The organism is Streptococcus infantis (assembly GCF_021497965.1).
Lineage (GTDB): Bacteria > Bacillota > Bacilli > Lactobacillales > Streptococcaceae > Streptococcus > Streptococcus infantis_B.
The window spans coordinates 917,239-930,773 of sequence record NZ_CP046525.1; the positions used below are offsets into that span (position 1 = coordinate 917,239).

Consider the following 13,535-nt stretch of genomic DNA (forward strand, 5'->3'; position numbering starts at 1 on the left):
CAATAAATGTTATGACAGTAAACGTTGAATATGTAGAACAAGATAAACTCGTTCACTCTTATTAAGGTCTACCCCAGTCTCCTGAGCAATCACCTCATAAATATTACTACCAATTTCAAATGCTTTTGGATAGGTAGTTTTGATATGTTCTTCCATATCGAGCAAGGATTGGTTGTCATCCCGAGTTCGATCCAGATAATCTAAGAAATAATTGAGATGAATCATAAAGCGGTCATAGAAATTATTATTATCTGGTGTTCTCTGAATACCATAGCTTCTTAGAACATTTTCAACACTTTTTAAAATTTCTTTTCTCTTATCAATCGACTCAACTACTTCGACTTCATTCACACCTTCTGCGTTGATAAAATGATAAGCTATACGAGTAATTTCGTCTTCGGGAAGGTTTTCTGTCAGTTTCTGACGATAAATTTCAAAAGCTTCATTTGCAATTTGAAAAGCGGTTGGATACTTGGTAGAAATATCCGGCAAATTACTATCCTTATATCTCCCTTGATTTATAGCTTGATAAGAACAATAGATATGATCTGTCAATGTTACGTAGAGATACTCTTGAACTGGATATTGATATTTTTTCGAAAGATTATCGATTATCTCATAAGTAACCGTAATGACGTCAAGTGGTACGTCCTTAAGTAAAGCTAAGAAATTTTCTCGAGATTCCTCGTTTTTCATTCGAAAGATTTTTTCAACTTGATCCTCAGGAATCAAATCTCCCTTCTTTTTACCAAAGGCAATTCCTTTTCCAATAACTACGAGTTCCTCACCATCACCGTTACGTACCAGTGAAACATTATGGTTCATTGGATTTAATATCCGATACATGATGACCTCCTTATCTTTCCATTTAAGATTATGAGTATAAAAAATGACCACAAATGAACTCAGAAAAATTTTTCCGAGTCATCTGTGATCATGCCTAATATTACTTAGTAACACTCACTCTTATTAACCTGTGACTTAAGTATAGCACAAGATTTTTATTTTGTAAACCTTTACATACAACTTTTTTAAAAAGTTTTTTAGCTGGGTTTTAGACATAAAAAGGGTGGAAATTTACACACGTTCGGTCCATGAAGTTGCTGTTGTTTTAAGAACTTTATTGAGTTCATCGATGTTCTCAAAACCAGTTGTACGAAGCCATTCGCGAGCAGCTGCTTCACCGTCTTTAATATAAGCTTCAACTGATCCAGCCCATGTTGCACGTCCACAAAGAACACCATTGAAGTTTGCACCTGATTCGTGGGCAAATACAAGAGTTTCTTGGAAGAGCTTAGCTGATACACCAGCACTCAAGTAGATGTATGGAAGATTTGTTGCTTCGTCTTGTGCTTTGAAGAATGCTGCTGCTTCTTCACGAGTGTGAACAACTTCACCTTCAGCGAAACCTTCAACGTATTTAACATTAACTGGAACTTCCACTTTCAAAACATCGATGTTAAAGCGTTGGTCTGAAAAGACTTTCATAGCACCGATAACTTTGTGTGGTTTTACTTTTGCGTATTCAGCAGAACCCGCATCAGCAATCTTTTCATCGTAAGCAAGGATTTCAAGGAAGAATGGAATATCTTCTGCCACACACTCAGAACCAATACGTTCGATGTAGGCTTGTTTTTGTTGGTTAAGTTCGTCAGAGCTATCTACATCGTAGTAAAGCAAGAATTTAACTGCATCAGCACCTTGTTCTTTAATACGTTTTGCAGACCAAACATCCAAGCAGTCTGGCAAACGTTTTGTACTTGTTGTGTCATATCCTGTTTTTTCATAAGCAAGGAGAAGACCGGCATTTGGTGCAAGAGCTTTTGTAGCAGGAAGACCATATTCAGGGTCAAGAAGCATTGATGAAGCGTATTTAGTCAATTCATCTGCTACCAAAACTTTGAGTTCTTCCATTTGAGCTACTGTAGGCTCTTCTGTTTGGTATTGAGCCATCAAACGTTTCAAAGCACCACGTTGGTCAAAAGCAAGAGCTGAGATGATTCCATTTTCATCTGAGAGTTTTTTCAAACAAGCACGTTTATTTTCTGTTAAAGTCATTTTATACCTCTTTCACAATTAATTGGTCAAATAAATTTTGATAGTTAGCCATATTGACATGACCGGTCATTTTTTCTTGAGCATTTAGCATACCAAGGACATTCGCCTTAGTCAATAATTCTTGATCAGATTCTTTATGGAAAAGACCTGATGCAATACCTGCTACAGTAGAATCACCAGAACCAACTGGATTTACTACTTGAATTTTTGGAATATCTACTTTATAGAAAGTATCCCCGTGTTTTGCAAAGGCACCGTTAGCACCTAGAGAAACGATAATCCACTCAATTCCATCAAATAAAGGATCTTGAAGAACTTCTTTTAATTCATCCAAATCTTTAGAAATTTCTCTTCCCAATAGTTGAGACAATTCTTCATTATTTGGTTTGATAACCGTTGGTTTGTGTGGTGATTCAAGAACAGCCTGAAGAGCTGCTCCTGAACAGTCCAAGACAACTGGTTTTCCTGCTTGATTAGCAAGTTCCACTAAACTAGCATAATAATCAACTGGGAGTCCAGCTGGTAGACTACCTGAAATAGTTACAACTTCTACAGTATTAAGAAGTTCTTTGAAGTAAGCCAAGAAATCTTGTCCTTCTTTTTCTTGAACCTCAGGACCTTTTTCAAGAATTTCAGTTTGATGATCACCGTGAAGAATAGCGATACAGTTACGTGTTTCACCTTGGATAGAGAAGAAACGCTTGGTGACTTTATCGTCAATATTTTCAACTAGAAAATCACCCAGTTTACCACCAACTAGACCAGTTGCGACTACAGAATCGCCAAATTCTGATAGGACGCGTGTAACATTAAGACCTTTACCACCAGCTGTTTTCGTAACATCAACAACACGGTTGACAGTGTCAATTTTCAATTCATCCAAAGGATAAGAAATATCAATGGATGGATTCATTGTGACTGTTAAAATCATAAGTCACCTCTTAGTCGTGGTATTCACCACGATCCCATTTTTCAAGGAATTCTGTAAAGAAGTTGGCATCAGTTTGGTGATCGTTATGAGTTTCAACGTGTTGGATTTTAGCGATCAATTTTTTGTTTTCTTCAGATGGTTTGTATTCAGCATTGATGAAAGCTTCAATGATATCACACATGAGCAATTCACCAGTGATTTTCCCACCAAATCCGATAACGTTGGCATTCAATTGTTCTTTTGCATAAAGAGCTGTTGTCATATCACGAACCAAAGCAGAACGAACACCTGGAACTTTGTTAACAGCGTTATTGATACCTACACCAGTACCACAAATACATACACCAAGATCAGCTTGACCGCTAACTACTGCTTCCCCAACTTTTTTACCAAAGATTGGGTAGTGTGTACGTGCATGGTCATATGTACCAAAGTCAATGACTTCATGTCCTTTTGATTTCAAAAATTCTGAAACCGCCATTTTTTCATTAGTTACGATGTGGTCACATCCGATTGCAATTCTCATTTTTTTCTTACCTTTCTTTCAATATCAAAAATTAGCACATTTTGTTCAACATGTCGACACGGATTTGGTGACGACCACCGTCGTACTTACCATTTACAAAGCCTTTAGCAATGTTTTTAGCCAATTCATCACCAACGAGTTGAGCACCCATAGTAATCATACGGGAGTTGTTGTGGCCGCGAGTCATATAAGCTGAACGTTCATCAGAAACTTCTGCCGCAACCATTCCTTTGATTTTTGTTGCAACCATAAATGGACCTGCACCATAAGCATCAATAACAATACCAAGGTTTTGTTCTTCTTTCTTAACTTCTTCAGCAACTGCGAGAGTTACATCGACGAAGTCTTGACCTTCAGCAGTAACATCCACAACATGGAAGTTTTCTTTTTCCAAGAAGTCTTTAACAACTTCTTTCAATCTTAAACCTGCAGCATCTGCACCAATAACAATAGCCATATTGTATACTCCTTTTTTTAATAGACCAGTAAACTTTTGAATTCAGATAACATCATCCTCAAAAAGCTACCAGTAGTTTTATTGACAATATTTTGTGTTAAGGATGAACAATAATTTTCATTCTTAACAAGTTTTCATTAGAGAAAAACTGGAAGAACATTTTGTTTAAACAAACACAAATTGTTCTTTATAAACATAATATACTACTATTTACTAGAAAAGTCAACAATTTATGTTTGTTTTTGTTTATTTTTAAAGAATTTCAATATCGAATCCAATGTGATCAACTTGACCTGGTTTTAAAATTCGAACATCTTTCTTTTCTTCAAGTCGATCGCCTTCTTCAAGTGAAGTAGACAAGCCAGACCATGGTTCTAAGGCGATAAAAGGGCCTTTATTAAGAGTTGACCATACAATTAAATTTGGAAATTCTTCAAAGTGTAGTCTCAAACCTTTATCATGTTTTCTTGAGCGCAAAGCTACTTTACGGGATTCTAACTCATCTAATGTCACTGCATCATAGCTAAACAAATCATAATTTAGGCCCAATTCTTTTTGATTGTCTAACCAAGAACTTCTATCTTTGAAATCTAACATTCCTGTTTCTGGGAAAGGTTTCGGAACTGAGCACGTTTCAGGCTCTTCAAATTCAAGATAGTAATCTTCATAAACTTCATCAGCTAAGAGTGGACAATTAAAGCCAGGATGTCCTCCAATAAAGTACGGCATACTCTTTTCAGATTCTTTATTGTAAATTTTATACTCTGTACGAATTGTTTTACCAGTCACAATATAAGTGATTTCTAGTCGGAAATGATAGGGATAATTCTCATACATTTCCTCAGTATCTTCAATAGCAAATGTAACAGAATTATCTGTTTGATCAACTAAATCAAATTCCTTTTTTCTTACCAAACCATGACGCGGAATTTTTCCTATTTCATGACTTCCGTCTTTATTCTCATAAACGACGGTATCATTTCTAACTGATCCGCAAATTGGGAATAAAACAGGCGCTTGTCCACTCCAATAAGTTGGATCACCTTGCCACAGATACTCTACACCATCTTTATCCTTAATTGAAGATAAAGCACCTCCAAAAGTTTGAAACTGTACTTGCAATTGATCTGATTTTAATTCAATCACAGCTGTTACCTCCATTTTTTTCAAAAAAACTAGGCTGACTGCTCCACGCTGGAAACTGACAACCTAGTTTTTACAATTTACATTTTTAGGAGCAAATTATTTAGCATTTGCTGCATATTCTTCGTTACGTTTGATCATTTGTTTTCTGTACCATGCAAAGATACCAACGTAGAATACAAGGAATACTAATGCGCCAAGGATTGCTTTGATATCACCAGTTGTAGCGTTACCAATTGCCCAACCAAATAGTTTTTCGATTGGTCCTTCAAGAGTTGAGTGAGTAATCAATTGTGATTGGTTCACACCTTCTGGGAAGGCACCTACACCTTTAGCAAGTTCAGTTGCAAATGGTGCGATAAGTGTACCTGAAAGAAGGAAGAGTGGCAACAAGAGAGTTCCGAAGATGATCATACGGAGCAATTTACCACGAGTAACTACCAAGAGAGCTGGAGTTACACCCATTGCGATGATACCAGCAAGTGGCAAGATACCATTTCCGACATTTGAAAGAAGCACTGCTTCAACCAACATGATTGGTGCAAGTACGTTGGCACAAGCCCAGATTTCAGCGCGACCAGCGATGAATGGCCAGTCAAGACCGATGTTGAATTTACGTCCTTGAAGACGTTTAGTAGCAACGTTTGTAATACCTTGTGAAAGTGGTTCTACGGCTGCGATGAACCATGAACCGATAAGAGAGAATAGCTCCAAGCAGACACCGGCAGTCAAACCAAGTGACAACCAACCTTTAATAACAAGTTCCCATTTATCAGCGCCTTCTACACCAGCAACTGGATGTGGAGTTCCCATCAAACCGATAACGATACCAAGGATGAAACCGATGAAGAATTTAGATCCCCAGAAACCGATTTTCTTGTTTAGTTTAGCAGCGTCGAAGTCGTATTTATCAAGACCTGGGAAAAGTTTGTCAAAAATCTTATCCAAAACCATGATAACTGGGTTCATCATGTAGTTCATGTGAGTTGAAGTCATTGGTGATGAACTTGGTGCGTTAAGTAGGTCATCAAATGTTGGTTTCATCAAGTCAGAGTTAATGATTTTAAGAACCCCAACAAGAACAACTGCTGCAGTCGCGATAAAGAGTGAAACTCCTTGGCTAACTCCATTGTTGTCAGCATACCATTTGATTAAAAGACCTGTGATAGACAAGTGCCAGATATCGAAGATATCAACGTCAAGTGTATCAGTTTTCTTCATTGCAAGCATCACAACGTTGACAATCAACATGATGAGCAAGAAGTAAAGTGTCCAGGCAGAACCCCATGTGATTGTAGCAAGTGGTGCCCAACCAACGTCGGTGATGTTCAATTGAATACCAGTATTTTCAACGAATTTTGCAAGAGAAGCAGAGAAAGCTCCATTAAGCATTCCGATGATAGCACCGATACCAGTAAGTGCGATGGCAAGTTTGATACCACCTTCAAGCGCTTTGGAGAATTTCACTCCAAAGAGTAAAGCCAAGAGTGTCAACACGATCAGCATGATGACTGGTGCACCCATTTCCAAAATAGGTTTAAAGACCTCATTGGCTATGTTAATAATGACGTCCATAATTTTTCCTCCCTTTATTTTTATGGAAACTTACAAAATAATATTTAACTTAATCCGTGTTCTTTGATTGCTGCTTCAATATTGTCATAAACTGGAGCGCTCATAGCAGGAATACGGAACAAGATTGGTCCAGCTTCAACTACTGGGATACCAGGGTCAAAACCTAAGTCAGTTGCAGCGATTGGTGTGAAGATATCGTAACCTTTAATCAAGTCTTCATTGACGTCTTTTACCATAACTGCGTCACATTTTACATCGTACCCACGGTTTGAAAGCTCTTCTTCTAGAGCACTTTTAATTTGGTGGCTTGAGTTAACACCCGCACCACAAGCAGCAAGAATTTTAATCATTTGGATTTCCTCCGTTTTTTAGTTTCTATTTATTTTAAAATTAAGCAGTTGCTTCTGAGATATACTGGTACAGAGCTTCTGGTTCTGTAATCTTAGAAAGCGCCTCTAGATGACCGTTACCTGTAAAGAAGTCCATCAATTGAGCAAGAATGTTTGTTTGACTTGAACTTGAATTGTTGATAATAAAGAAAAGTAATGATACTTCTACTTCCTTGTCAGGTGCAATCATGTTGTGGAATGTTACTGGTTTTGGTAAGCGAACCACAACAACATTTTCAGTTAAATTATGAATCGTATCTGTGTGAGGGATTGCTACATTTGGCAAGTCCTTCCCTAGAAATTCCATATCTAAACCGGTTGGGAACATTTTTTCACGTTCAATCAAAGCCGATCGATAGGTATCCGTAACAACTTTCTTTTCTTCCAATAGGGTTGCAACTTGATCAAATAGTTGCTCTTGATTATCTGCTTCTAGACAAAAGACTAAGTCTTTGCTGAAGAAATGATCTAATCCCATGATCTTCTCCCTTCATATTTAACTTTTATGTTACAAGTATAACATTATATGAAACCGTTGTCAATATTTTTTGTTGTATTTTGTTTGATTTTTATTTTTTTTGTTTGATTGTAAACAATTGTATTTTATACATATTCTTTAAAGGTTGAAAATATATAAAAAACAGGATAAATATCCTGTTTTAGTTTTAATTCTTTTTCACTGTCCAGCTTTCTTCTACTATTGGAGTCATTTCGTTTACGATTTCTAAATCACCTTCAAGAGTAACTAATCTAATCATATTATCATCCGACTTAAATACCCAAATAAGTACTTTTTTACTATTTTTATAATCTGCATAAATTTTGAGGGCATCATAGCCCCCAATATTTCCCCTATTAGTTCTAACATTTGTAAATCTAGGATTTTCTTTTATATTTTGTACAAATTTGGTCTCAAAATTAGTGAAATTTTTTACGTCTGCATTTATACTTTTAACTGAAATGGCATTCTTGTCAGTACCATCATTGTACTTAAAATCAACACTTTTCTCACCGAAATTACTTTGAACCCAAGATTTAGGTACTTTCAAGTATCCATAATCATCTGATCCAACCCATTGTGTATCTTTAGTTGGAACGGTTGTTGTAGCTTCTGCTGTTTCCTGACTAGTAGTTTCCTGAACAATTGTGGTAGTTTCAGCTGTTACATCTTTTTTACCAGTATTTGTATTACAAGCAGCAAGAGTGATACCACAAAGCAAAAGTGAAGATAAAGTTATCAATTTTTTCATGATAATTCTCCTTTCACTATTATTCTAAAGTAAGAAGAACAAAGTGTCAAATATATACTGTAAACTGGCAGTATTATCGAAAATACAATAAATCTACTACTATATTTACAAAAACTCATTCTTTTAATTTTCATTGCAGAAAGCTCTAATCAGGAAATCTATTTGAAGTCCTAAATAAAACTGGATAAAATAAAAAAGCAGGAAAAATCCTGCCTTTTAAACCTTTTTATTAGTCCAACTTTCTTCTATCAGCGGAATCATGTCTTTCAATACTTCAGGTGTTCCTTCTAGAGAAACATATCTAAACTTACCATCATCTGATTTAAAGATATAGATAACTAGATATTTTCCGTTTTTAGCAATACAGTTTACCACATAGGCATCATAACCACCAATTTTTGACTTAGATCCCCATACTTTAGAGAAATCCTTGCTTTGTTTTTTGGTTTGATAGACACTAGTAGAAACTTGAACGGGATCAAGAGCAGCATATTCACTTTCACTAACACCTAAATGCTCTGGTTTAAAGGTATTTAAAGTTACAATATTGACATCTGTTCCATCACAGTACTGAATATCATCACCACCCTCAACTTCTGTAAAATGAATCCATGATTTTGGAACCTTTACGTAGCCATAAGCATCTGAACCAATTACCTGAGTATCTTTAATCGTTGATTCGGCTACAGTTGTTGTTTCTTGTGCTGAGGTAGTTTCCTGAACTGTTGTTGTATCTGAGGTTGCTTCTTTCTTAGTTTTTGAAGTATTACAAGCAGCAAGAGTTAAGCAACACACTAAAAGCGTAGATAAGCTGATGATTTTTTTCATAATCTTTCTCCTTTCATCCCTATTTTAATGTATGTAAATAAAAGTGTCAAAAGATAACTGTATTAGGAATCAATTATTCTTCATCCATACTCAAAACGCTAAGGAAGGCCTCTTGAGGAACTTCTACTGATCCAATAGCTTTCATGCGCTTTTTACCAGCCTTTTGTTTTTCAAGAAGTTTACGTTTACGAGAAACGTCACCACCATAACACTTGGCAAGAACGTTCTTACGAAGGGCTTTGATATCTGTACGAGCTACAATCTTGTGTCCAATTGCAGCTTGAATTGGAACTTCAAATTGTTGACGAGGAATGATTTTCTTAAGTTTATCTACGATAAGTTTCCCACGTTCATAAGCAAAATCTTTGTGAACGATAAAGCTAAGGGCATCGACCTTGTCTCCATTGAGAAGGATATCCATTTTGACCAGTTTAGATGGGCGGTACTCTGACAATTCGTAGTCAAAGCTTGCATACCCACGCGTCGAAGACTTGAGCTTATCAAAGAAGTCAAAGACGATTTCAGCAAGCGGAATTTGATAGATAACATTCACACGATTGTCATCAATATAGTCCATGGTCACAAAGTCCCCACGCTTGCGCTGAGCTAGTTCCATTACTGCTCCAACGAATTCTTGTGGTACCATGATTTGTGCCTTTACATATGGTTCTTCAATGGTCGCAATCTTTGTAGGATCAGGAAACTCAGATGGGTTCGATACATCCATAGATTCACCATCTGTCTGATTAACCTTGTAGATAACGGATGGTGCAGTCATGATAAGATCGATGTTAAACTCACGTTCCAAACGTTCCTGAATAACATCCATATGAAGTAATCCAAGGAAACCACAACGGAAACCAAATCCGAGTGCTTGAGATGTTTCTGGTTCAAACTGCAAACTAGCATCATTGAGTTGCAATTTTTCAAGGGCTTCACGAAGATCGTTATATTTATTTGACTCAATTGGATAGAGACCTGCAAAGACCATGGGGTTCATTTGCTTGTAGCCGTCTAGTGGCTCTGAAGCAGGATACGACGCCAAGGTAACTGTATCACCGACACGAGTATCCTGAACAGTCTTGATAGACGCTGCAATGTAACCAACATCACCAGTTGCAAGGAAATCACGTCCTACTGCTTTAGGTGTGAAGATTCCGACTTCAGTAACGTCAAAGGTTTTACCATTGCTCATGAGCTGGATCTTATCGCCAGGTTTGACTACTCCATCCATGACACGAACTTGGAGGATAACACCACGATAGGCATCGTATACTGAGTCGAAAATTAGGGCTTTTAATGGTGCTGAAACATCACCGGTTGGAGCAGGAACTTTCTCTACGATTTGCTCAAGAATTTCTTCAATACCGATACCAGCTTTGGCTGATGCTAAGACTGCTTCGCTAGCATCTAGACCAATCACATCTTCAATTTCAGTACGGACGCGCTCGGGATCTGCTGCAGGCAAATCAATCTTATTGATGACTGGAAGGATTTCCAAATCATTATCCAAAGCAAGGTAAACGTTAGCTAGTGTTTGAGCCTCAATCCCTTGGGCGGCATCGACTACCAAGATAGCACCCTCACAAGCGGCAAGAGAACGTGACACCTCATAAGTAAAGTCCACGTGTCCTGGTGTGTCAATCAAATGAAAGATATAAGTTTCACCGTCTTTAGCAGTATAGTTCAATTCAATAGCATTAAGCTTAATGGTAATCCCACGTTCACGCTCAAGATCCATGCTATCCAGAAGTTGAGCTTGCATTTCTCGGCTAGAAACTGTTTCTGTCTTTTCTAAAATACGGTCTGCTAGCGTTGATTTCCCGTGGTCAATATGGGCAATAATAGAGAAGTTCCGAATCTTCTCCTGTCGTTTTTTCAATTCTTCTACGTTCATGATTCTCTTCCTTTCAGGGTATCTATTAATTATAAAATGTTTTTAATATTTTGACAAGACTATACCCTGCTAGGAGTACTAATCTTCAGCAATAAAGCCATCATTTTCGATGAAATAGCGGTCAGTCATACCTTGGTCAGTAAAGACAATACCGTGGAGGACACCGCCATAAACAGCTCCTCCATCCATTCCAATCTTACCGTCTTCTGTAATCCAAAGTTCCGCAGTACCGCGTTCTTGATTCAGTAGACCATAGACTGGTGTATGTCCAAAGACAATCGTTTTACCAGTATGATTAGCTGCTTCGTGGAATGGTTTTCTGAGCCAAACTTTCTTGTAATCTGTAGTATCATGCCAGTCATCCAAAGTCAAATCAATGCCAGCATGAACGAAGATATACTTATCTGTTTCAATCACAAAAGGCATCTGACGGATAAACTCCACTAAGTCAGCTGCTTCAGTTTCAACACGCTTAGCATCTGCTACACCATCTACTGGTGCATCCAATGGGCGACCTAGAATAGAATTAATAGTTGTATCCCCACCATTACGACGATAGTGGTCATAACTTTCTTCAGGGTTATCCAACCAAGTTAAAAACATATACTCATGGTTCCCTGACAAGCAAATAGCTCCCTGATTGTCAACCAAGTCTTTGACCATTTCTAGAACTCGGCGACTATCTTCACCTCTATCAATCAAATCGCCCAAAAAGAGTAATTGAGTCTTTCCATCCCATGTTTTTAGAAGGTCCTCGAGCATTCCTGCTTTCCCATGGACATCTCCAATAACATAATAGTCTGTCATTTATTTCTCCTTACTTTGCAACAATTCTCTCGCTTGACTAAGTGCTGCTTCAGTTACATTTTCACCTGCCAACATCTTAGCAACTTCTTCCACTCTTTCATCAACTGTTAACAAGCGAACGGTTGAAACGGTTGAATGCTCATTGCTAATCTTTTCAATGAAGAACTGATAATCAGCGATAGCGATGACTTGAGGAAGATGCGAAATAGCTAGAACTTGGCCATGCTGACCAATCTTATGAATTTTCTGTGCGATTGCTTGAGCTACACGACCTGAAACTCCTGTGTCTACCTCATCAAAAACAATGCTCGTCTTACCTTCCTTACGAGAAAAGGCAGACTTAATAGCCAACATCAAACGAGATAACTCACCACCAGAAGCTACTTTTACTAATGGTTTAAAGTCTTCTCCAGGGTTGGTTGAAATATAAAATTCAACACTCTCATTCCCTTCACGACTGAATTTTCCTTTAGTAAACTGAACCTGAAATCGAGCCTTGTCCATATAAAGGTCTTTAAGCTCTTGTTGAATCTCAATTTCTAATTGTTGAGCTAAGTTGTGGCGAGCAGATGCAAGTTTACTTGCTAAATCAACCAGACTTACTTCTAATTGCTTGAGTTCTGCTTCCATATCTTCTGAAGAAAGATTATTACCAGTAAGTAAATTGTATTCTTCAGTTATTTTTGCAAAGTATAACAAGACATCATCGACATTTCCACCATACTTACGTGTAATGGCATGTATGAGATCTAAACGACTCTCAATCTGCATCAAGCGATTGCCGTCAAAATCTAAATCTTCGATAATATCCTCTAAACGTTTGGTGACATCTTCTAATGCATAATAAGATTCTGATAAAGAAGTTGATATTTCACGGTACTCAGCATCATACTCTTCTAAACTTTCCATGTCATTCATAGCAGAACGCACGTTAGCCAGACTTGAAAATTCTTCATTATCTAGCATGGTATAAGCATTAGTTAGCGTATCAGCAATATTTTTATGATTCAGAAGTTTATCGCGTTCTTGATTGAGTTTGAGGTCTTCACCTGGCTGTAATGCTGCAGATTCAATCTCTGCCATTTGAAATTCCAACATCTCAATACGAGCCTTGTGTTCCTCTTGATTTTTCTTAATCTCAAGAAGTTGCTTGCGCATTTGACGGTAGGCATCAAAGTTGGTCTGATAAGATTGCTTCAGTTCAAGAAAATCTGTATCACCAAACTCATCCAGCATCTGAATATGTAATTGTGGACGCATTAACTCTTCTTGATCATGCTGACCATGAATGTCGACTAGATGTTGTCCTATTGCGCGTAGAACAGAAAGATTGACCATCTGTCCATTAACTCGACTAACACTGCGCCCGTTTTGTAAAATTTCACGACGAATGATGATTTCATCACCTAAATCGATACCTTGCTCATCAAAAATCTCTTGAAGGGGGAGACTATTTTCGATTGAGAAAAGACCTTCGATTTCTGCTTTAGGTACACCATGACGAATGACATCTGTTGTTGCTCTGGCTCCCAGCATCATGTTCATAGCATCGATGATGATAGACTTCCCAGCACCAGTTTCCCCAGTAAGAACGGTCATTCCTTTCTCAAAATTAAGTGAAATAGCCTCAATGATGGCAAAGTTTTTAATTGAAATTTCAAGTAACATAAGGTC

At 37.5% G+C, this 13,535-nt stretch carries 14 protein-coding genes; all 14 read right to left on the bottom strand.

The window, feature by feature from the left end:
* Positions 1–9: 9 nt before the first annotated feature.
* The 14 genes from GOM46_RS04555 to recN all read right to left on the bottom strand — a co-directional run bounded on the left by GOM46_RS04555 (position 10) and on the right by recN (position 13,529).
* Entirely contained in the window at positions 10–846 is an 837-nt protein-coding gene (locus GOM46_RS04555; RefSeq protein WP_006151150.1) for a PRD domain-containing protein, read from the bottom strand.
* A 231-nt stretch (positions 847–1,077) separates the two neighbouring features.
* Positions 1,078–2,058: a tagatose-bisphosphate aldolase gene (lacD, locus tag GOM46_RS04560; protein ID WP_006151119.1), complete on the bottom strand. Its 981-nt coding sequence runs from the start codon at positions 2,056–2,058 to the stop codon at positions 1,078–1,080.
* Position 2,059: 1 nt separating this feature from the next.
* The gene (locus tag GOM46_RS04565; protein ID WP_006151174.1) at positions 2,060–2,989 is read right to left on the bottom strand and encodes a tagatose-6-phosphate kinase; all 930 of its coding nucleotides are present in this window, start codon (positions 2,987–2,989) and stop codon (positions 2,060–2,062) included.
* 10 nt (positions 2,990–2,999) lie between these two features.
* Complete coding sequence (gene lacB, locus GOM46_RS04570; protein ID WP_001216925.1) at positions 3,000–3,515, bottom strand: galactose-6-phosphate isomerase subunit LacB; 516 nt, start codon at positions 3,513–3,515, stop codon at positions 3,000–3,002.
* 31 nt (positions 3,516–3,546) lie between these two features.
* Positions 3,547–3,972: a galactose-6-phosphate isomerase subunit LacA gene (gene lacA / locus GOM46_RS04575; RefSeq protein ID WP_006148584.1), complete on the bottom strand. Its 426-nt coding sequence runs from the start codon at positions 3,970–3,972 to the stop codon at positions 3,547–3,549.
* Positions 3,973–4,224: 252 nt separating this feature from the next.
* Entirely contained in the window at positions 4,225–5,133 is a 909-nt protein-coding gene (locus GOM46_RS04580; RefSeq protein WP_029689624.1) for an aldose 1-epimerase family protein, read from the bottom strand.
* Positions 5,134–5,214: 81 nt separating this feature from the next.
* Positions 5,215–6,690, bottom strand: coding sequence for a PTS galactitol transporter subunit IIC (locus tag GOM46_RS04585; RefSeq protein ID WP_006151120.1), 1,476 nt, complete (start codon positions 6,688–6,690; stop codon positions 5,215–5,217).
* 44 nt (positions 6,691–6,734) lie between these two features.
* Positions 6,735–7,040: a PTS sugar transporter subunit IIB gene (locus GOM46_RS04590; protein ID WP_000590575.1), complete on the bottom strand. Its 306-nt coding sequence runs from the start codon at positions 7,038–7,040 to the stop codon at positions 6,735–6,737.
* 40 nt (positions 7,041–7,080) lie between these two features.
* Positions 7,081–7,557, bottom strand: coding sequence for a PTS sugar transporter subunit IIA (locus GOM46_RS04595; protein ID WP_006151178.1), 477 nt, complete (start codon positions 7,555–7,557; stop codon positions 7,081–7,083).
* A gap of 187 nt (positions 7,558–7,744) precedes the next feature.
* Entirely contained in the window at positions 7,745–8,329 is a 585-nt protein-coding gene (locus GOM46_RS04600; protein ID WP_006151132.1) for a hypothetical protein, read from the bottom strand.
* A 216-nt stretch (positions 8,330–8,545) separates the two neighbouring features.
* The gene (locus GOM46_RS04605; RefSeq protein WP_006151133.1) at positions 8,546–9,157 is read right to left on the bottom strand and encodes a hypothetical protein; all 612 of its coding nucleotides are present in this window, start codon (positions 9,155–9,157) and stop codon (positions 8,546–8,548) included.
* A 73-nt stretch (positions 9,158–9,230) separates the two neighbouring features.
* Positions 9,231–11,054 (bottom strand): translation elongation factor 4, encoded by a 1,824-nt coding sequence (gene lepA, locus GOM46_RS04610; RefSeq protein WP_006151172.1) that lies wholly within the window; start codon positions 11,052–11,054, stop codon positions 9,231–9,233.
* A 78-nt stretch (positions 11,055–11,132) separates the two neighbouring features.
* The gene (locus tag GOM46_RS04615; RefSeq protein WP_006151166.1) at positions 11,133–11,861 is read right to left on the bottom strand and encodes a metallophosphoesterase family protein; all 729 of its coding nucleotides are present in this window, start codon (positions 11,859–11,861) and stop codon (positions 11,133–11,135) included.
* Complete coding sequence (gene recN / locus GOM46_RS04620; RefSeq protein ID WP_006151165.1) at positions 11,862–13,529, bottom strand: DNA repair protein RecN; 1,668 nt, start codon at positions 13,527–13,529, stop codon at positions 11,862–11,864.
* Between the last annotated feature and the right edge of the window lie 6 nt (positions 13,530–13,535).

Coding starts and splice junctions, on each gene's coding strand:
- GOM46_RS04605 (WP_006151133.1), bottom strand. CDS start 9,157: ATGAAAAAAATCATCAGCTTATCTACGCTTTTAGTGTGTTGCTTAACT.
- GOM46_RS04590 (WP_000590575.1), bottom strand. CDS start 7,040: ATGATTAAAATTCTTGCTGCTTGTGGTGCGGGTGTTAACTCAAGCCAC.
- lacA (WP_006148584.1), bottom strand. CDS start 3,972: ATGGCTATTGTTATTGGTGCAGATGCTGCAGGTTTAAGATTGAAAGAA.
- GOM46_RS04585 (WP_006151120.1), bottom strand. CDS start 6,690: ATGGACGTCATTATTAACATAGCCAATGAGGTCTTTAAACCTATTTTG.
- GOM46_RS04565 (WP_006151174.1), bottom strand. CDS start 2,989: ATGATTTTAACAGTCACAATGAATCCATCCATTGATATTTCTTATCCT.
- GOM46_RS04580 (WP_029689624.1), bottom strand. CDS start 5,133: ATGGAGGTAACAGCTGTGATTGAATTAAAATCAGATCAATTGCAAGTA.
- lacD (WP_006151119.1), bottom strand. CDS start 2,058: ATGACTTTAACAGAAAATAAACGTGCTTGTTTGAAAAAACTCTCAGAT.
- GOM46_RS04595 (WP_006151178.1), bottom strand. CDS start 7,557: ATGGGATTAGATCATTTCTTCAGCAAAGACTTAGTCTTTTGTCTAGAA.
- GOM46_RS04600 (WP_006151132.1), bottom strand. CDS start 8,329: ATGAAAAAATTGATAACTTTATCTTCACTTTTGCTTTGTGGTATCACT.
- GOM46_RS04615 (WP_006151166.1), bottom strand. CDS start 11,861: ATGACAGACTATTATGTTATTGGAGATGTCCATGGGAAAGCAGGAATG.
- GOM46_RS04555 (WP_006151150.1), bottom strand. CDS start 846: ATGTATCGGATATTAAATCCAATGAACCATAATGTTTCACTGGTACGT.
- recN (WP_006151165.1), bottom strand. CDS start 13,529: ATGTTACTTGAAATTTCAATTAAAAACTTTGCCATCATTGAGGCTATT.
- lacB (WP_001216925.1), bottom strand. CDS start 3,515: ATGAGAATTGCAATCGGATGTGACCACATCGTAACTAATGAAAAAATG.
- lepA (WP_006151172.1), bottom strand. CDS start 11,054: ATGAACGTAGAAGAATTGAAAAAACGACAGGAGAAGATTCGGAACTTC.